Genomic DNA, 19,024 nt, shown 5'->3' with positions numbered 1-19,024 from the left:
TCCGTCCGTCTGAATTTCACCGCTTCAAAAGCGATCGCATTTCATCCCATTGTCATCTGGGCAGACTAAACTTTAAACACAGCCTCCTGGAGGAAACGCCGATGTTCAATGCCCCTTTTGTCCTGATTCTCGCGCTGCTGTATGCGCTGGCTGCCGTTTGGGACGGTTCCGCCGCGTTGCTGTTTCACTAAGGTTACATAGCAGTTGTCACTTTTGCGATGCGCTGAATTGTGTCCTTATTTTTCAATATCGCCAGCCGGTTGAAATAGCGGTGAATATCCGCACTTCCCTCGGTAAAAATCTCATTTCGTTCCGTTTTCCGTCTGCGCTTAAATAAAGCGTAAAAAAAAGCATGAATGGAAAACCCGGCCTCACAAAAAATGCTCTATCATTTCGCACATAACAATTTGGGTTAAGGTCCCATTGCGAAACTAAAGGAAGAACAGAAAAAATGATTTCAAACCAACGCTTTGAGCGCGAATTCTTGCGCCCTCGTTATTGGTTGCTGTGGATAGGGCTAGGAATACTCTATCTATTGGTGTTATTGCCCTACCCGCTCATTTATCGGCTTGGACACGGCCTTGGCAGAATCGCCATGCCCCTGATGAAACGCCGGGTAAAAATAGCGCGCCGTAATTTACAACTCTGTTTCCCTGAGATGCCCGCCGCCGAACGAGAGGCGCTGATTGTCAAAAATTTTGAGTCCGTCGGCATGGGCCTGTTCGAAGTCGGCATGGCCTGGTTCTGGCCTGACTGGCGCATCGCCCGTTGGTTTAAGGTGAGCGGCATGGAAAACATGCAGTTGGCGCGTCAGGACGGGAAAGGCGTGCTGCTGATCGGCCTGCATTTCCTCACTCTGGAGCTGGGCGCGCGCATCTTCGGCATGCAAAACCCCGGCATCGGCGTACACCGCCCGCACAATAACAAGCTGATGGAATGGGTGCAGACCTGGGGCCGGCTGCGCTCGAATAAATTCATGATCGATCGTAAAGATATCAAAGGCATGATCCGCAACCTGAAGCAGGGTGAAATCCTGTGGTACGCGCCGGACCACGATTACGGCCCGCAAAGCAGCGTGTTCGCGCCGTTCTTCGCCGTGGAAAACGCCGCCACGACGACCGGCACCTATATCCTGGCGCGCATGGGGCGGCCGTCGATCGTGCCATTCGTGCCGCGCCGCCTGCCGAATGCCCGCGGCTACGAGCTGATCGTGCAGCCGCCGCTGACGGACTTCCCGCTGGACGATGAAACGCGCGCGGCGGCCATGATGAACCGCGTGGTGGAAGAACAGGTGCTGCTGGCGCCCGATCAATACATGTGGCTACACCGCCGCTTTAAAACCCGCCCACCCGGCGAACCTTCGCTGTATTAATCGCCTTCGCGCCTTCGCCCGCCCTGCCGGCGGCGAAGGCGCTCACCTCGCACGAGCATTCTACGTCAGGGGGACTACACTAATAAGTCACCGACGGCAATTATTGCCGCCAGCAATCATTTCTTCCCGCCCGAGGGCCGGTCGTTGCCTGTCGGGCCACAACCGAGGTCAATGTCATGCTGGTACAACCCTATTTGTTCTTCAGCGGTAACTGTGAGCAAGCGATTAACTTCTATGTACAGCAGTTGAATGCCAAAATTGAAATGGTCATGCGCTTCAAAGACATGCCCGAAGAAGCCCGCCAAGGCGGGCCGCAGGACGTCAATCCTGAAGCGATCATGCATGCGCGTCTGCTGATTGGCGACGGCGTGCTGATGGCCTCCGACGGCTGTCCGCAGGATGACAGCGGCGGCGCTTCCCACAAAGGCTTCTCGCTGTCGCTGAACCCCAGCGACGCGGAACAAGGACGCAAACTGTTCGATAATCTGGTGCAGGGCGGCCAGGTGACGATGCCTTATCAAGCCACCTTCTGGGCCAAAGGCTTCGGCATGCTGACCGACAAATTCGGCGTCAACTGGATGATCAACGTCGAATAACCCCGCATGGCGCCGCTAGCTGTAGCGGTGCCAGTCATACGCCGCTTTGGCGAACAGCGCGAACAACACCGTCAACAGCGCCAGCCCCAACCGCCAGTAAGGCGACCGGCGCCGCCGCCAGGCGAAGAACATCATCACCGCCAGCGCCCCCAGCGTGAGGGGGTAATACACCGCCAGCGTCAGTAAAGCGATAATGATGTAATCCGACATGGCTCCGTTACTCCTTCGCGCTCACGCCGCCGCAAAGGCGGGGTGTGATGCGCCTTTCTCCCTCTCACCACGTTAAGGGCTAGAGGTCTGGCGCATTTATGCATAAAATATAAGATTGCTCTTAACTCAAATTGAATAGTAATCAAACCACAAGGGTGACATGACTCAGCAGCAACCCATACAGGATGCCGTGCCGCCGCGCAGCGTTAAAAGCTCCCCATTATTATTTCAGGCCGGCGTGTTTGTCATCATCGTTGCCGCCACGCTGATCCTCTTTAACAGCTGGCAAATCTGGAACGCGCACCAGCGCGATCTGCGCAGCGCCGAGCATGAATCCGCCAACCTCGCCCGTTCGCTGGCGCAGCATGCCGACGATACCTTCATGCAGGTAGACGGCAATCTGCTCGATCTGACCGAACGTCTCCAGAATGACGGACTGGGGCCCTCGCAATTGACCCGGCTGCAACGGGTGATGCAAACGCAAGTCGGCAACCTGCCGCAGCTGCATGGGATGTTTATCTACGATGCGAGCGGCCGCTGGCTGGCGACGTCCTCGGGCAAATTCATCAAGAACGCCAACAACGCCGATCGCGATTACTTCAAATATCACCAAAACCGCGATGGCGGCGGTCTGTACATCGGCGAGGTGATCCGCAGCCGCACCACCGGCGATCTGATCATCCCCGTTTCGCGGCGCTTCAACAACCCGGACGGCAGCTTTGGCGGCGTGGTGCTGGCGACGCTGTACGTCGATTATTTTCGCCAGTTTTACGACAGTTTCGCCCTCAACACCGACGCCTCGCTAAATCTGCTGCTGGCGGACGGCACCATCCTCTACCGCCGCCCTTACTCGGCGGCCTCGATCGGTAAAAATATCGCCAAAGGCGTGTTGTTCAGCGAAATATTGCCGCATTCGGAATTCGGCAACGCCACCATCACCTCGCTGTACGACAAAGTGGAGCGCATCTACGGCTATTCGCGGGTCAACCGCTTTCCGCTGGTGATCGCCGCCGGGCTGTCGAAACGCGACGCGCTGGCGGACTGGCGCACCGACGCCGGCCTGTTCGCCGCCGGCGGCCTCTCTCTGCTGATGATCCTGCTGGCGATGGGCGCGGTGCTGCTGCGGCAAATCAAACACAGCATGCAAACCGAAGCCGAGCTGATGCGCACCCGCGATCAGCTGACCAGCATCAACCAAATGCTGGAAGAACTGGCGCTGCTGGACAGCCTGACCGGCCTGGCCAACCGCCGCCAGTTTGATATCGCGCTGAAGAACGAGCTGGCGCGCGCCTCGCGCAACTACCGCAGCGTAGCGCTGCTGATGCTGGATATCGACTACTTCAAGCAGTACAACGACAGCTACGGCCACGTCGCCGGCGACCAGTGCCTGCAGCAGATCGGCCAGACGCTGAAAGGGTTGGCGTGCCGCAGCAACGATATTCTGGCGCGCTACGGCGGCGAAGAGATGGGGATTATCCTGCCGGATACCGACGTGCAGGGCGCGCTGATTTTCGCCGAACGCGTCATCCAGGCGGTGCGCGATCTGAAGATCCCGCATCAGGGCAACCCGCACGGCATCGTCACCATCAGCATCGGCATCTGCGCCAAAGTGCCGCATATGTATAACGATACGCCGATCAGCTTTATCAATGAGGCGGACAGCGCGCTGTATCAGGCCAAGAAAAAAGGCAAAAACTGCATTTACGGCGCTTAATCACTCATCGGGCCACCAAAATTGGGCGGCCCGATTTATTCCCACGACAAAAATGAAATAATTTCCCGCCGAAACATTATTTCCCCAATTTGCCCCGCTCTCGGAATGAAATAACGCCAATAAATAAGCAGCATATTTATTTCTATTACAATTCAATAAGATAAAAAATGCGCTATTCAGCGGACAATTCGTGCCATTTTTGATTATTCGTGCCTACGCCGAGCCTCGTTTAGCCTCCGTTTACTTTTCATTGGCATTGCCGGTGATACCCTTATCAGGACTATTCTCTATATCAGGAAGCCATCGCACGCTTCGGCGCACTGCGCCCTGCTGATACATCCATAATAGAACCCATAAATTTCACGTTGCATTTGGGCGACCGACGCAAAGACTTTTGGCGTCGCTCCAGCCAGCCACGGCGCAAGCCAGTGCAGCCAACCACGCGGCAACCTGAAAGGCGGGAATAAAGCGATATAGATTTGCGAGGAGATCTCATGCCTACTGGCGATATTATGCGTGAACAGGCCGTCCTGACGCTGCCGTTGCGACAATGGGCGGCAGCGGAAGCATCCAGCGCGGTCAGCGAGCTGGAACAGGGCAAGGTGCTGTTTCTGCCCGAACTGGCCTTCACCCTGTCTGAGCAGGAAATGCCGCTGCTGGATCCGGCGCTGGTCGATCCGAAGCGCAAAAACATCAGCTATCAACCGCTGTCCGGCAAGCTGACCGGCGTCGCCGTCGCGGAGCGCCGGCAGCAGGTTCAGCAACTGCTGGAACGTTATTACCAATCTTGCCGCCAGCTGATCGCCGGGCTGTTGCCCGAGTATCAGGAGGCGCTGCACCATCCGACCGGCAGCCTGCGTTTGCATCCGGTTTCGGCCTGGCGCGCAAGCAGCTCCTGGCGCAAAGACGACAGCCGGCTGCACGTCGACGCTTTCCCGTCGCGCCCGAACTACGGCGAACGCATTCTGCGCATTTTCACCAACATCAATCCGCACGGTGAACATCGCCAATGGCGCGTCGGCGAACCGTTCCCTGAGCTGGCGCAACGCTTCATGCCGCGTCTGGCGCGCTACTCCGCCTTCAGCAGCTGGCTGCAGCACCGGGTACGCATCACCAAAACCCGCCGCAGCCATTATGACCACCTGATGCTGCAGTTGCATGACGCCATGAAGGCCGACGGCGATTATCAACAACAGGGGCCGCAGCTGGCGCTGGCGTTTCCGCCGGGCAGCAGCTGGATTTGCTTCTCGGATCAAACGCCGCACGCCGCGATGGGCGGCCAGTTTATGCTGGAACAGACCTTCTTGCTGCCGGTGAACAAGATGCAGGATCCGCAGCGCTCGCCGCTGAAAGTGCTGGAACAGCTGCGCGGTCAGCCGCTGATCTGAATAGATTGCCGCCGCCGGCAGCTCCGGCGGCGGCAAGCGCGCATCACGCCTCGAAGTCCCCCTGTTGGCGCGCCACCAACGTCAGGATGCTGTACAGCGCCACCGGCTGCTGTTCCTGATTCAATACTTGCACATCCCACACCACCACGCCGTGCGGCCGATCTTCGGCGGTTTTCTGCGGCTTGCGGATCTTCTTCTTGCAGGTCAACCGCACCTGAATGGTGTCGCCGATCTTCACCGGTTCGATAAAGCGCAGATTCTCCATGCCGTAGTTGGCGATCACCGGCCCGACGGCGGCATCGACAAACAGCCCGGCCGCGGCGGACACCACAAAGTAACCGTGCGCCACCCGCTCGCCGAACAGCGAATCGGCGGCGCCGATCTTGTCCATGTGCGCGTAGAAATGATCGCCGCTCAGGCAGGCGAAGTTGACGATATCCGCTTCGGTCACGGTACGGCGCGCGGTCAACAGGCTGTCGCCCAGCTGCAGCTGCTCGAAGTATTTCCGGAACGGATGTACCGGGTGCTCGGCGACCGGCGCGCCGCGCACCCATTCGCCGCCGATGGCCGCCAGCATCGCCGGGCTGCCCTGGATCGCCGTGCGCTGCATGTAGTGCTTCACCGCACGCAATCCGCCCAGCTCTTCCCCGCCGCCCGCGCGCCCCGGGCCGCCGTGCACCAACATCGGCAGCGGCGAACCGTGGCCGGTAGATTCTGCCGCCGCCTGCTCATCCAGAATCAACATGCGGCCGTGGGCGCAGGCAGCCGCGCGAATGAAGCGCTTGGCCAGCGCCGGGTCGGCGGTCACCAGCGATCCCGCCAGGCTGCCCTGCCCCAGCAACGCCAGCGCGATCGCCTGCTCGGTATCCGCATACGGCATCAGCGTCGCCACAGGGCCGAAGGCCTCAGTGCCGTGCACCGCCTGATGGGTGAACGGATCGGCGCAATACAGCAAGGTCGGCGGATAAAACGCCCCGCCGCGCGCGCCGTCGCCCAGGATTTCCAGCGTATCCAGCGCCGCGCCGCACAGCGGCTCGCAGCCGTTGCGCAGCAGGAACTCCACCTTGCTTTGCACATCATCACGCTGCTCGTGGCTGACCAACGCCCCCATGCGCACCTGCTCCAGCTGCGGGTCGCCTACCGTCACCCCAGCCAGGCGCTGCAACAAGGCCTGACGCACCGCAATCACCTGCGCCGCCGGCACGATGATGCGGCGGATCGCCGTGCATTTCTGCCCCGCCTTGGCGGTCATTTCACGGCACACCTCTTTGATAAACAGCGCAAACTCCGGCATCTCCGGCGTTACGTCTTCCGCCAGCACGCAGCAGTTGAGCGAATCCGCCTCCATGGTGAAGGCGATCGATTTCTCCAACAGCCGCGGGTGCGCGCGCAGCCGCTGCCCGGTCTGCGCCGAACCGGTGAACGTCACTGCATCCTGATAATCCAGGTGCGCAAACATGTCGCCGACGCCACCGCATACCAACTGCAGCGCCCCTTCCGGCACCAGCCCGCTGTCGACGATCAGCCTGACCATCGCCTGCGTCAGCTGCGCGGTGGCGGTGGCCGGCTTGATGATAGCCGGCATGCCCGCCAGCCAGGTCGGCGCCAGTTTTTCCAGCATGCCCCAGCAAGGGAAGTTGAAGGCGTTAATATGCAGCGCCACGCCCGGGCGCGAGGTCAATACGTGGCGAGCGGCGAACTGCGCCTGTTTCGACAACGGGATCAGCTCATCCTCCGGCCACAGGGTATCATCCGGCAGATCGCGGCCGGCCATGCCGGCATAGGCGAACAGCGTGGCGATGCCGCCTTCGATATCGACCCAGCCGTCGCTGCGCGTCGCCCCGGTTTGATAGGAAATCTGATACAGCGCCTCTTTGTGCGCCAGCAGGTGTTTCGCCACCGCTTTGAGCATCTGGGCGCGCTGCTGGAACGTCATTTGCGCCAGCGCCGGGCCGCCGTGGCGGCGGGCATAGCTCAGGCTCGCCGCTAACGGCAGGCCGTCGGAGCAGACCTGGTACAGCGCCTCGCCGGTCACGGCGTGGCGGATCTCGCGGCCCTCTCCCTGCCCATACACCCAGGCGCCAGAAAGATAACTGTGTAACTGCTGCATGTGCCCTCCAAAATTCATAAATTTTCACCATACAGCTTAATTACGTATCATATAAATGCCAGTTTACGCCAAGCCAAATTTTAACAAAAAGAGAACAAAACGCACCACCAAGCCACTCACCTTGCCATTAATGCGGAGTTGAACGCTTTAATTATTAAATTAAATCAATAAATTAACTGCACACCCTGTGATTGAGCTCGCAAAACCACATAAATCTCATTTGATCTTTTTGTTATCAGTTTGTAGCCTTATGGTTGGTTAAAGTGATTCACATTTTTATATTCAATGTGAAAAATACGAATCACCAAGAGGCAAGCATGACAACTGAAGCACAGTATCAGCAGCATTTCGACGCCAAGATCGCGGCGGATATCGCTATCGAAGCCAAAGACTGGATGCCGGACGCTTACCGTCAGAACCTGATTCGGCAGATCGGCCAACACGCCCATTCGGAAGTCATCGGCATGCTGCCGGAAGCCAACTGGTTGACGCGCGCCCCCACGCTGCGCCGCAAGGCGGTGCTGCTGGCCAAAGTGCAGGATGAGGCCGGCCACGGCCTTTACCTCTACAGCGCCGCCGAAACCCTCGGCTGTTCGCGCCAGGACATCTACCAAAAGATGCTCGACGGCAAAATGAAGTACTCCTCAATCTTCAATTACCCCACGCTCAACTGGGCGGATATCGGCGTGATCGGCTGGCTGGTCGACGGCGCCGCCATCGTCAACCAGGTGGCGCTGTGCCGCGCGTCCTACGGCCCCTACGCGCGGGCGATGGTGAAGATCTGCAAAGAGGAAAGCTTCCACCAGCGCCAGGGCTACGAGGCGGTGATGGCGATGGCCCACGGCAGCGATGCGCAGCGCGCAATGTTGCAGGACGCCATCGATCGCTTCTGGTGGCCGGTGCTGATGATGTTCGGCCCGAGCGACGCCGACTCCCCTCACAGCGCCCAGAGCATGGCGTGGAAAATCAAACGCCACAGCAACGATGAACTGCGGCAAAAGTTCGTCGACAACACCGTGCCGCAGCTTGAGGCGCTGGGCATGACGGCGCCGGACCCGAGTCTTACCTGGGACGAGGCCGCCGGCCACTATCGCTTCGGCGAGATCGACTGGAGCGAACTGCATGAAGTGATCAAAGGACGCGGCCAATGCAACCACGAACGCCTGCAGGCCAAACGCCGCGCCTGGGAAGACGGCGCCTGGGTGCGCGACGGCGCCATGGCCCACGCCGCGAAAAACGCCGCTTCCGCCGCATAGCCAACATAAGGAACCGAGATCATGAGCCACGTTGAATGGCCGCTGTATGAAGTGTTTATCCGCAGCAAACAAGGGCTGGCGCATCGCCACGTCGGCAGCCTGCACGCCGCCGACGACCAAATGGCGCTGGAAAATGCCCGCGACGCCTATACGCGCCGCAACGAAGGCTGCTCGATTTGGGTGGTGCAATCCCGCCATCTGATCGCCTCGCAGCCGGAAGATCGCGGCGCGTTCTTCGATCCGTCCGAAGACAAGATCTACCGTCATCCGACGTTTTACACCATCCCCGACGGCATCAAGAACATGTAGAGGCGACCATGACGGTTAACGATCCGCGCATCAGCTATTTGCTTCGCCAGGGCGACACGCCTTTGATCCTCGCCCAGCGCCTGTGCGCCTGGTGCGGCCACGCGCCCGAGCTGGAAATCGATCTGGCGTTGGCCAACATCGGTCTCGATCTGCTCGGCCAGGCGCGCCACTTCCTGGGCTACGCCGCCGAACTGGCCGGCCCGTCCTGCAGCGAAGACAGCCTGGCCTTTGGCCGCGACGAGCGCCAGTTCCATAACCTGCTGCTGGCGGAACAGCCGAACGGCGGTTTCAACGACACGCTGGTGCGCCAGTTTCTGCTCGATGCCTACCACGTGCAGTTGCACCAGGCGCTAAGCCGCAGCCGCGATGCGCAGATCGCCGCCATCGCCGCCAAATCGTTGAAGGAGGCCGATTACCACCTGCGATTCAGCCGCGGCTGGATGATCCGCCTCGGTGACGGCAACGATATCAGCCACCGCAAGATCCAGCAGTCACTGGATAACCTGTGGCGTTTCACCGCCGAACTGTTCCATGCCGACGCGCTGGAGCTGACGTTGGCAGAACAAGGCATCGCCGTCGATCCGCGCGAGCTGCAGGCCCCCTGGCAGACGCTGGTGGAAGAAACGCTGCGCCAGGCGACGTTGACGCTGCCTGCCGAGCAGGCGTTCCGTCACGGCGGCAAGCAAGGTCAGCACAGCGAACACCTCGGCCCGCTGCTGGCGGAGATGCAGTTCCTGCAGCGCGCCTATCCAAACAGTCAGTGGTAGGAGGCCGCGATGAACGTCACTCGTTTGCAACCCGCCGAAATCCCGCAGATTTGGCACTGCCTGCAGCAAATCAGCGATCCCGAGCTGCCGGTGCTGTCGATCACCGATTTGGGCATGGTGCGCGACGTGGTGCGCGACGGCAGCGGCTGGCGCGTGACCTTCACCCCAACCTATTCCGGCTGCCCGGCCACCGAATTTTTGCTCAACGCCATCGAGCAGCGGCTGACGGCCGCCGGCTTCAGCCCGGTGCGGGTGGACATTCGCCTCAGCCCAGCCTGGACCACCGACTGGATGAACGCCGACGCCCGCGAACGGCTGCGGCAATACGGCGTAGCGCCCCCGCAGGGCCACACCTGCGATCGGCCGCACGCCCACGGCCCGGTCGCCTGCCCGCGCTGCGGCAGCACCCACAGCGAGAAGATCAGCGAGTTCGGCTCCACCGCCTGTAAAGCGCTGTACCGCTGCTGCGACTGCCGGGAACCGTTCGACTACTTCAAATGCATATAGGAGCGCTGACACCATGACGGTCTTTCATCGCCTGAACGTCGCCGCCATCGAGCGCGAAACACCGGACGCCGTAGCCATCACCCTGCGGGTGCCCGAAGAGCTGCAAAACCAATACCGCTACACCCCCGGCCAGCACCTGACGCTCAAAGCGCGGGTCAACGGCGAAGAGCTGCGGCGTTGCTACTCCATCTGCAGTTCACCGCAGGAAGGCCTGCTGCAGATCGGCGTAAAAGCGATTGATCAGGGCCGTTTCTCCGGCTTCGTCAACCGCATGCTGAAAGTCGGCGATGCGCTGGAAGTGATGGTGCCGCAGGGGCGCTTCGGCTATCAGCCGCAGGCGGAGCGCCACGGCAACTACCTGGCGATCGCCGCCGGCTCCGGCATCACGCCGATGCTGTCGATCATCAAGGCGACGCTGCAGCTCGAACCGGGCAGCAGTTTTACCCTGATCTACGGCAACCGCAACAGCCGTTCGATGATGTTCAAAGAAGCGCTGTCGGATCTGAAAAACCGCTACCCGCAGCGTTTTCAGCCGCTGTACCTGTTCAGCCAGGAGAGCCTCGACAGCCCGCTGCTCAGCGGCCGCATCGATCGTGAACGCCTGACGGCGATCGGCGGCGCGCTGCTGGATTTCCGCGACTATGACCACGCCTTCATCTGCGGGCCGGAATCGATGATGGACGACGCGCAGACCGTGCTGGAACAGGCCGGCGTCCCGGCCAACCGCATCCACAGCGAACGCTTCAACACCAGCGGCCTGGTCGCCCGCCCGCGCCACAGCGGCGATCGCAACGCCGCCAGGGTGACAATCCTGCTCGACGGCCGCCAATTGGATATCGAGCTCGGCGAACAGGACGACAGCATTCTCGACGCGGCGCTGCGCCAGGGCGCCGACCTGCCCTACGCCTGCAAAGGCGGCGTATGCGCCACCTGCAAATGCCGTCTGAAGGCCGGCCAGGTGGAGATGGGCGTCAACTACAGCCTGGAGCCGGATCAGTTGGCGGCGGGCTATGTATTGAGCTGCCAGTCGTGGCCGAAAGGCGACGGCGTGGTATTGGACTTCGACGTCTAGGAGCCGCGATGGATACCCCCTTTATTTTACGCCAGCAGCAGCACCGCGTGGTCACGCTGACGCTGCACCGCCCGGAGGCGCGCAACGCCCTGAGCACCCCTTGCCTGGAACAGCTGGTGTTTCTGCTGGAGCAGGCCGATGCCGACAGCGGCGTGGGCGCCGTGGTGATCGCCGGCGCGGCGCGTTTCTTTGCCGCCGGGGCCGATCTGCACGAGCTGCAACGGCAGGATCTGCCGGCCGCGCTGGCGGACAGCCGTCCGCAGCTGTGGCAGCGGCTGGCGCAGTTCAGCAAGCCGCTGCTGGCGGCTGTGAACGGCTATGCCCTGGGCGCCGGCTGCGAGTTGGCGCTGGCCTGCGACATCGTTATCGGCGGCGAAAGCGCCCGCTTCGGCCTGCCGGAGATCACCCTCGGCCTGATGCCGGGGGCCGGAGGCACCCAGCGCCTGATCCGCTGCGTCGGCAAGTCTCGCGCCAGCCAGATGGTGCTGACCGGCGAAGCCATCGACGCCCGCACCGCGCTGCAGGCTGGCCTTATCAGCGAAGTGTGCGTCGATGCCCTGACGCTGGAGCGCACGCAGCAGATTGCCGATCGCATCAGCCGTCAGGCGCCGCTGGCGCTGCGCGCCGCCAAGCAGGCGCTGAAACAGGCCGAGGAAACCGGCCTTAGCCAGGGGCTGGCGATGGAGCGTCAGCAGTTCGTCACCCTGGCCGCCACCGACGATCGCCGCGAAGGCATCGCCGCCTTTTTCGAAAAACGTACGCCAAACTATCAGGGGCGCTGATTTATGGATAACGCATTGATTCTCAGTCATCTCGACGCCGGCGTGTTGACGCTGACCCTCAACCGGCCGGATCGGCTCAACAGCTTTAACGACGAGATGCATCGCCAACTGAGCGAAGCGCTGACGCAAGCCGAACGCGACGACAACGTGCGCTGCCTGCTGATCGCCGGCGCCGGGCGCGGTTTCTGCGCCGGGCAGGATCTCAACGATCGCAACGTCAGCGCCGATCAACAGGCGCCGGACCTCGGCTTGTCGGTCGAACGTTTCTACAACCCCCTGATCCGTCGCCTGACCGCCCTGCCCAAACCGGTGGTGTGCGCGGTCAACGGCGTGGCGGCCGGCGCCGGCGCCGCGCTGGCTCTGGCGTGCGACATCGTCATCGCCGCCGACAACGCCGGCTTTATTCAGTCGTTCTGCCGCCTGGGGCTGGTGCCGGATTCCGGCGGCAGCTGGTTCCTGCCGCGGCTGGCCGGCCACGCCCGCGCGATGGGCATGGCCATGCTGGGCGACAAAATCAGCGCCCAACAGGCGCTGGAGTGGGGCATGATCTGGCAGGTGGTGCCGGCAGATGAATTGGCCGACCGCACGCAAACGCTGGCGCGCCATCTGGCCACCCAGCCGACTTACGGTTTGGGGCTAATCAAGAAAGCCATCTACAGCTCGGCCACCAACAGCCTCGATCAACAACTCGATCTGGAGCGCGATCTGCAGCGATTGGGCGGCCGCAGCGACGACTACCGCGAAGGCGTCAGCGCGTTCTTCGCCAAACGCACGCCAAACTTCAGCGGGAAATAGCCATGAACGCGTCCCTTCTTAACGGCCAGGTGGCGGTGATCGGTGCCGGCACCATGGGCATCGGCATTGCGCAGGTGGCCGCCGCCGCCGGTCACCCGGTGCGGCTGTTCGATATCGCCCCCGCCGCCGCCCAGCGCGCGATCGACGAACTCGCTCGCCGCCTGCGGCAACGGGTCGACGGCGGCAAGGCCGACGCAAACGCCACCGAGGCGCTGCTGGCGCGTCTCGAACGCGCCGATTCGCTCGAGCAACTGGCCGACAGCGCGCTGGTGATTGAAGCGGTGGCGGAAAATCTGGCGATCAAGCAGAGCCTGTTCCGCGATCTGGAAGCGGTCTGCTCGCCCACGGCGCTGTTCGCCAGCAATACTTCTTCGCTGTCGATCACCGCCATCGCCGGCGCCTTGCAACACCCGCAGCGCATGGCCGGGCTGCACTTCTTCAACCCGGCGCCGTTGATGAAGCTGGTGGAGATCGTCAGCGGTCTGGAGACCGGGGCCGAGACCCTCGCCGCGCTGCAAGCCCTGGCGCAGCGCTGGGGTAAGCAGAGCGTCGTGTGCCGTTCGACGCCGGGATTCATCGTCAACCGCGTGGCGCGGCCGTTCTACGCCGAAACCCTGCGCGCGCTGGAAGAACGGGTGGCCGACGCCGCCACCCTGGATGCGGTAATGCGCGACGCCGGCGGTTTCGCCATGGGCCCGCTGCAGTTGACCGATCTGATCGGCCAGGACGTCAATTACGCCGTGACCGACTCGGTGTATCAGGCCTTCTACCAGGATCCGCGCTTCACCCCCTCGCTGGTGCAGCAGGAGCTGGTGGCCGCCGGGCGCCTCGGCCGCAAATCCGGCCGCGGCTTCTACCGCTACGACGCGCAGCACCCCGCCGAGATCGCCTTTGCGCCACCGGCGCAGGCCGCGCTGCCGCAGCGCGTTACGCTGCACGGTGACTGGTCTTCGCTGGCCGATTTGGCGCAGCTGTTAAGCGAAAATGCGGGGGCGATCAAACAACCTGGCCAGACCAGCCCGCACGTCACGATCGACGACGTTACACTGATGTTAACCAATGGTAAAACCGCCGGCCAACTGGCCGACGAACGTGGAACGCCCGTGGTGCTGTTCGATCTCTGTGCCGACTATGCGCATGCCTCCGCCATCGCCATCAGCTGCGCGGCGCAAAACGGCGCGCAACACAATGCCAAAGCGATCCGTCTGCTGCAGTCCCTCGGCAAACGCGTCATCCCGTTGCCGGATTACCCCGGCCTGCTGACGATGCGCACCCTGGCCATGCTGGCCAACGAAGCGCTCGACGTGGTGAACAAAGGCGTCGCCAGCGCCGAGGATACCGATCTGGCGATGCTGCGCGGCGTCAACTATCCGCGCGGCCCGCTCGCCTGGGGCGCCACGCTCGGCTGGCGCCATATTCTGGCGACGCTGGAAAACCTGCAACGCTATTACGGCGAGGCCCGCTATCGCCCGATGCCGCTGCTGCGCCGCTACGCTTCCCCCGCCGCTTTCCCAGGAGACGAACAATGAACGCCAATACGCCGCGCGCGCTGGCTCAGCGCTGCGCCGAACAGATGTTCCAGCAAGATACCTGCGCTCAGGCGATGGGGATGCACATCGATGCCGTCGACGTCGGGTACGCGCAGGTCAGCATGACCGTCGGCCCGCAGATGCTCAATGGCCACCAGACTTGCCATGGCGGCCAGCTGTTCAGCCTGGCGGATACCGCCTTCGCCTACGCCTGCAACAGCCAGGGGCTGGCGGCGGTGGCTTCCGGCTGCAGCATCGACTTCATCCGCCCGGCGCTGGCCGGCGATCGCCTCACCGCCAGCGCGCAGATGCGCCATCAGGGCAAAGCCACCGGGCTGTATGACGTCGAAATCGTCAATCAACAGGGCAAAACCGTCGCCTGGTTTCGCGGCCGCGCGCACCGCCTCGGCCACAGCATTTTAGGAGATCGGGCATGAATCAGGCATTTATCTGCGACGGCGTGCGCACCCCGATCGGCCGCTATGGCGGCGCGCTGGCCCAGGTGAGGGCCGACGATCTCGCCGCCCTGCCGCTGCGCGTGCTGCTGGAGCGCCATCCCCAGGTGGACTGGGCACAGCTGGACGACGTGATCCTCGGCTGCGCCAACCAGGCCGGGGAAGACAACCGCAACCTGGCGCGCATGGCGCTGCTGCTGGCCGGGCTGCCGGTCGGCGTTTCCGGCACCACGGTGAACCGCCTGTGCGGTTCGGGCCTGGACGCGCTGGCGATGGCGGCGCGCAGCATCAAAGCCGGCGACGCCGGGCTGATGCTGGCCGGCGGCGCGGAATCGATGACCCGAGCGCCGCTGGTGATGGGCAAGGCCGACAGCGCCTTCAGCCGCCAGGCGCAGCTGTACGACACCACCCTCGGCTGGCGCTTCGTCAACCCGCGCATGCAGGCCGAATTCGGCACCGATTCGATGCCGGAGACCGCCGAAAACGTCGCGGCGCAGTTCAACATCAGCCGCGCCGATCAGGACGCCTTTGCGCTGCGCAGCCAGCAGCGCGCCGCCCGGGCGCAGGCGCTGGGATACCTGGCGCAGGAGATAGCGCCGGTCAGCCTCACCGGCAAAAAAGGTGCAGTCACCCTGTTCAGCCAGGATGAACACCCGCGCGCCGACACCACCTTCGATCAGCTGCAGGCTCTGAAAACCCCGTTCCGTCAGCCCGGCAGCGTCACCGCCGGCAACGCCTCGGGGCTTAACGACGGCGCGGCCGCGCTGATCGTCGCCTCCGAAGCGATGGCGGCGCGCCAGGGCCTGACGCCGCGCGCGCGCATCCTTGCCACCGCCACCTGCGGCGTGGAGCCGCGGCTGATGGGCATCGGCCCGCTGCCAGCCACCCGCAAGGTGCTGGAGATCGCCGGGCTGAGCCTGGCGCAGATGGACGTCATCGAACTGAACGAAGCGTTCGCCGCCCAGGCGTTGGCGGTAATGCGCCAGCTTGGCCTGCCGGACGATGCCCCGCAGGTCAACCCTAACGGCGGCGCGATCGCTCTGGGGCATCCGTTGGGCATGAGCGGCGCGCGCCTGGCGCTGGCCGCCCTGTTTGAACTGGAACGGCGAGCCGGCCGCTACGCTCTGTGCACCATGTGCATCGGCGTGGGCCAAGGCATCGCCATGATCATTGAGCGTGTCTGACCCCTGAGGCTAACCATGACAATAAATCCACAGCCCCTCGAAACGATCGAATTCGCCTCGCGCGATGAGATTGAAGCGTTGCAGTTGGCGCGTTTGAAGTGGACGCTGCACCACGCCTACGACAATGTGCCGATGTACAAGCGCAAGTTCGATCAGGCGGGCGTACACCCCGACGATCTTAAGCAGCTGAGCGATCTGGCGCGCTTCCCCTACACCACCAAGCAGGATCTGCGCGACAACTACCCGTTCGACACCTTCGCGGTGCCGATGGAACAGGTGGTGCGCATCCACGCCTCCTCGGGCACCACCGGCCGCCCGACGGTGGTGGGCTACACCCAGCGCGACATCGATAACTGGGCCGATATCGTCGCCCGCTGCCTGCGCGCCGGCGGCGCCACCGCCAAAGACAAGGTGCACGTCGCCTACGGTTACGGCCTGTTCACCGGCGGCCTGGGGGCGCACTACGGCGCGGAGCGACTCGGCGCGACGGTGATCCCGATGTCCGGCGGGCAGACGGAACGCCAGGCGCAGCTGATCCTCGATTTCAAACCCGACATCATCATGGTGACGCCGTCCTATTGCCTGACGCTGATCGACGAACTGGAGCGCAAAATGGGCGGCGACGCGCGCGGCTGCTCGCTGCGGCTCGGCGTGTTCGGCGCCGAACCCTGGACCGAAGCCCTGCGCCACGAAATCGAAACCCGCATGGGCATCAAGGCGCTGGATATTTACGGCCTGTCGGAGGTGATGGGGCCGGGCGTGGCGATGGAATGTCTGGAAAGCGGCGGCGGCCCCACCATTTGGGAAGACCACTTCCTGCCGGAGATCATCTGCCCGGAGACCGGCGTCGCTCTGCCGGACGGCGAGCACGGCGAACTGGTGTTCACCACCCTGACCAAAGAGGCGCTGCCGGTGATCCGCTACCGCACGCGCGATCTTACCCGGCTGCTGCCGGGCGACGCGCGCCAGATGCGCCGCATGGGCAAGATCACCGGCCGCTCCGACGACATGCTGATCATCCGCGGCGTCAACGTCTTCCCGTCGCAGGTGGAAGAACAGATCATGCAGTTCGAGCAGCTGTCGCCGCACTATCAACTGCAGGTCAGCCGCAGCGGGCATCTGGACACGCTGGCGGTGCGCGTCGAGCTGAAAGAATCGGCGCTTAGCCTCAGCCATCAGCAGCGTTGCGATATCTGCCACCAGCTGCGCCACCACATCAAATCGATCGTGGGCGTCAGCACCGACGTCAGCATCGCCAACTGCGGCGATATTCCGCGCTCGGAAGGCAAAGCGCAGCGCGTGGTCGATCTGCGGCCGCGCTGAGGCGCACGGCGTCACGGATGACGCCGCCCTAAATTATGGTAATGTTGTGGCTCATCGAAGGCTAACCCATGGAAAAATATGGAACATAAACTGGATGAGTTCATTCGCCATGCCGTCGACGCCCAGCCGATCAGCGGCACGTCGCTGATCATTTCGCTGTACGGCGACGCGCTCAGCCACCGCGGCGGCGAAGTGTGGCTCGGCAGCCTGAGCGCGCTGCTGGAGGCCTTCGGTTTCGGCGATCGTTTCGTGCGCACCTCGGTGTTCCGCCTGCAGAAAGAGGGGTGGCTGGCGGTGGAGAGAATCGGCCGCCGCAGCTTCTACCGCGTGACCGAGCAGGGAATGCGCCAGTTCCGCCACGCCGAATCGAAGATCTATCTGCGCGAGCAGCCCGCCTGGGACGGCAAATGGGAGCTGTTGCTGTTGGAATGCGCCGAAAAAAACGCGCGCGCGCGGCTGAAAAAAGAGCTGGGCTGGCTCGGGTTCGGGCAGATCGCCAACAACCTGATGGCCGCCCCCACCCATGCGCAAACCGACGTGACGGCGCTGCTCGGCGAATTGAACGCCAGCGAGCAGGTGATCTACTTCCGCGCCGATTACCCCTACAACCGCTCCGAGCAAACGCTGCAGAAACTGGTGGCCGACTGCTGGTCATTGAGCGAGGTGGCGGCCGGTTATCATGAGTTTATCGTCTCTTTCCGGCCGCTGATGGCGCTGCTGCGCGAAGTCGACCCGGCGGCGCTGACGCCGCTGCGCTGTTTCCAGATTAAGCTATTATTGATTCACTTCTTCCGTCGCGTGGTGTTGAAAGATCCGCTGCTGCCGGATGCGCTGTTGCCCGCCCAGTGGGAGGGCCAGATCGCCCGCAATCTGTGCATCAATCTCTATCAGCAGGTCGATCGCGCCGCGACGGAGTACGTCAGCGCGTTGGCGGAGACCACCATCGGCGCCCTGCCCGCGCCGGCCGCCGGCTACTATCGGCGCTTCGGCGGCCTGCCGCGCGACCCTACATATTAAGGAACTCACGCTATGCCTGTGTATCAGATTGACGGCCTGACGCCGGTCGTTGACCCCAGCAGTTACGTGCACCCGACGGCGGTGCTGATCGGCGACGTGATCGTCGGCAAACACGTGTATATCGGCCCGAACGCCAGCCTGCGCGGCGATTTTGGCCGCCTGGTGATCTGCGACGGCGCCAACATTCAGGACAACTGCGTGATGCACGGCTTCCCGCAGCAGGACACGGTGGTGGAAGAAGACGGCCATATCGGCCACGGCGCCATCCTGCACGGCTGCCGCATTCGCCGCAACGCGATGGTGGGCATGAACGCGGTGGTGATGGACGGTGCGGAGATCGGCGAGAACACCATCGTCGGCGCGATGGCGTTCGTCAAAGCCGCGGCGGTGATCGAAGGCAACAAACTGGTGGTCGGCAGCCCGGCGCGCGTGCTGCGCGATCTGACCGAACAGGAGCTGGCCTGGAAGATCGCCGGCACCCGCGAGTATCAGGATTTGGTGCAGCGCTGCAAATCCTCGCTGCACGAAGTGGCGCCGCTAACCGAAATCGAACCGGGCCGCCGGCGCCTGAGCTTCGGCGACCACCTGATCCCGAAAAGCCAGCTTTAGTCTCAGGGGCTGAAGGCGCGCTTCAGTCC

General features: G+C 62.8%; 19 protein-coding genes. 17 read left to right on the top strand and 2 right to left on the bottom strand.

The window, feature by feature from the left end; all coding sequences use genetic code 11:
* Positions 1 to 451 precede the first annotated feature (451 nt).
* A complete protein-coding gene (locus IMX17_RS02705) occupies positions 452 to 1,372 on the top strand; it encodes a Kdo(2)-lipid IV(A) acyltransferase (protein WP_046896537.1) in 921 nt (306 codons plus the stop codon).
* Between the two features lie 176 nt (positions 1,373 to 1,548).
* Positions 1,549 to 1,968, top strand: a complete 420-nt coding sequence (locus IMX17_RS02700) for a VOC family protein (RefSeq protein WP_193549313.1) — start codon at positions 1,549 to 1,551, stop codon at positions 1,966 to 1,968.
* Between the two features lie 15 nt (positions 1,969 to 1,983).
* Here the strand turns inward: IMX17_RS02700 and IMX17_RS02695 are convergent, their stop codons facing one another.
* Positions 1,984 to 2,178, bottom strand: coding sequence for a hypothetical protein (locus tag IMX17_RS02695; RefSeq protein WP_033643602.1), 195 nt, complete (start codon positions 2,176 to 2,178; stop codon positions 1,984 to 1,986).
* Between the two features lie 160 nt (positions 2,179 to 2,338).
* On the opposite strand from IMX17_RS02695, the gene IMX17_RS02690 reads away from it, so the two are divergent.
* Positions 2,339 to 3,892: a sensor domain-containing diguanylate cyclase gene (locus tag IMX17_RS02690; RefSeq protein ID WP_033650812.1), complete on the top strand. Its 1,554-nt coding sequence runs from the start codon at positions 2,339 to 2,341 to the stop codon at positions 3,890 to 3,892.
* Positions 3,893 to 4,386: 494 nt separating this feature from the next.
* On the top strand, positions 4,387 to 5,280 hold the full coding sequence (locus tag IMX17_RS02685; protein ID WP_033650811.1) for a Kdo hydroxylase family protein: 894 nt from the start codon (positions 4,387 to 4,389) through the stop codon (positions 5,278 to 5,280).
* Between the two features lie 43 nt (positions 5,281 to 5,323).
* Here the strand turns inward: IMX17_RS02685 and paaZ are convergent, their stop codons facing one another.
* Positions 5,324 to 7,390 carry a phenylacetic acid degradation bifunctional protein PaaZ gene (gene paaZ / locus IMX17_RS02680; RefSeq protein WP_193549312.1) on the bottom strand — a complete coding sequence of 689 codons (2,067 nt, stop codon included), beginning with the start codon at positions 7,388 to 7,390 and terminating at the stop codon, positions 5,324 to 5,326.
* 317 nt (positions 7,391 to 7,707) lie between these two features.
* Here paaZ and paaA point away from each other — a divergent pair, with 317 nt between their 5' ends.
* From paaA to paaY, 13 genes are all read left to right on the top strand, one after another.
* Entirely contained in the window at positions 7,708 to 8,646 is a 939-nt protein-coding gene (paaA, locus tag IMX17_RS02675; RefSeq protein WP_046896534.1) for a 1,2-phenylacetyl-CoA epoxidase subunit PaaA, read from the top strand.
* A gap of 21 nt (positions 8,647 to 8,667) precedes the next feature.
* The gene (paaB, locus tag IMX17_RS02670; protein WP_004935173.1) at positions 8,668 to 8,955 is read left to right on the top strand and encodes a 1,2-phenylacetyl-CoA epoxidase subunit PaaB; all 288 of its coding nucleotides are present in this window, start codon (positions 8,668 to 8,670) and stop codon (positions 8,953 to 8,955) included.
* Between the two features lie 8 nt (positions 8,956 to 8,963).
* The gene (gene paaC, locus IMX17_RS02665; RefSeq protein WP_046896533.1) at positions 8,964 to 9,722 is read left to right on the top strand and encodes a 1,2-phenylacetyl-CoA epoxidase subunit PaaC; all 759 of its coding nucleotides are present in this window, start codon (positions 8,964 to 8,966) and stop codon (positions 9,720 to 9,722) included.
* A 9-nt stretch (positions 9,723 to 9,731) separates the two neighbouring features.
* The gene (paaD, locus tag IMX17_RS02660; RefSeq protein WP_033643609.1) at positions 9,732 to 10,229 is read left to right on the top strand and encodes a 1,2-phenylacetyl-CoA epoxidase subunit PaaD; all 498 of its coding nucleotides are present in this window, start codon (positions 9,732 to 9,734) and stop codon (positions 10,227 to 10,229) included.
* Between the two features lie 13 nt (positions 10,230 to 10,242).
* Positions 10,243 to 11,301 carry a 1,2-phenylacetyl-CoA epoxidase subunit PaaE gene (gene paaE, locus IMX17_RS02655; protein WP_182264235.1) on the top strand — a complete coding sequence of 353 codons (1,059 nt, stop codon included), beginning with the start codon at positions 10,243 to 10,245 and terminating at the stop codon, positions 11,299 to 11,301.
* A gap of 8 nt (positions 11,302 to 11,309) precedes the next feature.
* Positions 11,310 to 12,083: a 2,3-dehydroadipyl-CoA hydratase PaaF gene (gene paaF, locus IMX17_RS02650; RefSeq protein ID WP_046896531.1), complete on the top strand. Its 774-nt coding sequence runs from the start codon at positions 11,310 to 11,312 to the stop codon at positions 12,081 to 12,083.
* 3 nt (positions 12,084 to 12,086) lie between these two features.
* On the top strand, positions 12,087 to 12,878 hold the full coding sequence (gene paaG, locus IMX17_RS02645; RefSeq protein ID WP_033643612.1) for a 2-(1,2-epoxy-1,2-dihydrophenyl)acetyl-CoA isomerase PaaG: 792 nt from the start codon (positions 12,087 to 12,089) through the stop codon (positions 12,876 to 12,878).
* Between the two features lie 2 nt (positions 12,879 to 12,880).
* Entirely contained in the window at positions 12,881 to 14,407 is a 1,527-nt protein-coding gene (locus IMX17_RS02640) for a 3-hydroxyacyl-CoA dehydrogenase (protein WP_193549311.1), read from the top strand.
* A complete protein-coding gene (gene paaI, locus IMX17_RS02635; RefSeq protein ID WP_046896529.1) occupies positions 14,404 to 14,844 on the top strand; it encodes a hydroxyphenylacetyl-CoA thioesterase PaaI in 441 nt (146 codons plus the stop codon). The genes IMX17_RS02640 and paaI overlap by 4 nt, the downstream gene beginning before the upstream one ends.
* Entirely contained in the window at positions 14,841 to 16,046 is a 1,206-nt protein-coding gene (pcaF, locus tag IMX17_RS02630) for a 3-oxoadipyl-CoA thiolase (RefSeq protein WP_033650802.1), read from the top strand. Before paaI ends, pcaF begins: the two co-directional genes overlap by 4 nt.
* 15 nt (positions 16,047 to 16,061) lie before the next feature.
* Positions 16,062 to 17,369, top strand: a complete 1,308-nt coding sequence (gene paaK / locus IMX17_RS02625) for a phenylacetate--CoA ligase PaaK (RefSeq protein ID WP_033635108.1) — start codon at positions 16,062 to 16,064, stop codon at positions 17,367 to 17,369.
* 78 nt (positions 17,370 to 17,447) lie between these two features.
* Positions 17,448 to 18,386, top strand: a complete 939-nt coding sequence (gene paaX, locus IMX17_RS02620) for a phenylacetic acid degradation operon negative regulatory protein PaaX (protein ID WP_193549310.1) — start codon at positions 17,448 to 17,450, stop codon at positions 18,384 to 18,386.
* 12 nt (positions 18,387 to 18,398) lie between these two features.
* Positions 18,399 to 18,995, top strand: a complete 597-nt coding sequence (gene paaY, locus IMX17_RS02615; protein WP_046896526.1) for a phenylacetic acid degradation protein PaaY — start codon at positions 18,399 to 18,401, stop codon at positions 18,993 to 18,995.
* Positions 18,996 to 19,024: the final 29 nt, after the last annotated feature.

Origin of the sequence: Serratia sp. X3 (assembly GCF_014982455.1) — a bacterium.
GTDB classification, from domain to species: domain Bacteria; phylum Pseudomonadota; class Gammaproteobacteria; order Enterobacterales; family Enterobacteriaceae; genus Serratia; species Serratia ureilytica.
The sequence above is the reverse complement of the archived record's forward strand: the minus strand, read 5'-3'. Positions and strand labels throughout refer to the sequence as shown.

Excerpts from the sequence above, each read along its gene's own strand:
- IMX17_RS02705 (WP_046896537.1), top strand. The coding sequence starts at position 452 with ATGATTTCAAACCAACGCTTTGAGCGCGAATTCTTGCGCCCTCGTTAT.
- IMX17_RS02700 (WP_193549313.1), top strand. The coding sequence starts at position 1,549 with ATGCTGGTACAACCCTATTTGTTCTTCAGCGGTAACTGTGAGCAAGCG.
- IMX17_RS02695 (WP_033643602.1), bottom strand. The coding sequence starts at position 2,178 with ATGTCGGATTACATCATTATCGCTTTACTGACGCTGGCGGTGTATTAC.
- IMX17_RS02690 (WP_033650812.1), top strand. The coding sequence starts at position 2,339 with ATGACTCAGCAGCAACCCATACAGGATGCCGTGCCGCCGCGCAGCGTT.
- IMX17_RS02685 (WP_033650811.1), top strand. The coding sequence starts at position 4,387 with ATGCCTACTGGCGATATTATGCGTGAACAGGCCGTCCTGACGCTGCCG.
- paaZ (WP_193549312.1), bottom strand. The coding sequence starts at position 7,390 with ATGCAGCAGTTACACAGTTATCTTTCTGGCGCCTGGGTGTATGGGCAG.
- paaA (WP_046896534.1), top strand. The coding sequence starts at position 7,708 with ATGACAACTGAAGCACAGTATCAGCAGCATTTCGACGCCAAGATCGCG.
- paaB (WP_004935173.1), top strand. The coding sequence starts at position 8,668 with ATGAGCCACGTTGAATGGCCGCTGTATGAAGTGTTTATCCGCAGCAAA.
- paaC (WP_046896533.1), top strand. The coding sequence starts at position 8,964 with ATGACGGTTAACGATCCGCGCATCAGCTATTTGCTTCGCCAGGGCGAC.
- paaD (WP_033643609.1), top strand. The coding sequence starts at position 9,732 with ATGAACGTCACTCGTTTGCAACCCGCCGAAATCCCGCAGATTTGGCAC.
- paaE (WP_182264235.1), top strand. The coding sequence starts at position 10,243 with ATGACGGTCTTTCATCGCCTGAACGTCGCCGCCATCGAGCGCGAAACA.
- paaF (WP_046896531.1), top strand. The coding sequence starts at position 11,310 with ATGGATACCCCCTTTATTTTACGCCAGCAGCAGCACCGCGTGGTCACG.
- paaG (WP_033643612.1), top strand. The coding sequence starts at position 12,087 with ATGGATAACGCATTGATTCTCAGTCATCTCGACGCCGGCGTGTTGACG.
- IMX17_RS02640 (WP_193549311.1), top strand. The coding sequence starts at position 12,881 with ATGAACGCGTCCCTTCTTAACGGCCAGGTGGCGGTGATCGGTGCCGGC.
- paaI (WP_046896529.1), top strand. The coding sequence starts at position 14,404 with ATGAACGCCAATACGCCGCGCGCGCTGGCTCAGCGCTGCGCCGAACAG.
- pcaF (WP_033650802.1), top strand. The coding sequence starts at position 14,841 with ATGAATCAGGCATTTATCTGCGACGGCGTGCGCACCCCGATCGGCCGC.
- paaK (WP_033635108.1), top strand. The coding sequence starts at position 16,062 with ATGACAATAAATCCACAGCCCCTCGAAACGATCGAATTCGCCTCGCGC.
- paaX (WP_193549310.1), top strand. The coding sequence starts at position 17,448 with ATGGAACATAAACTGGATGAGTTCATTCGCCATGCCGTCGACGCCCAG.
- paaY (WP_046896526.1), top strand. The coding sequence starts at position 18,399 with ATGCCTGTGTATCAGATTGACGGCCTGACGCCGGTCGTTGACCCCAGC.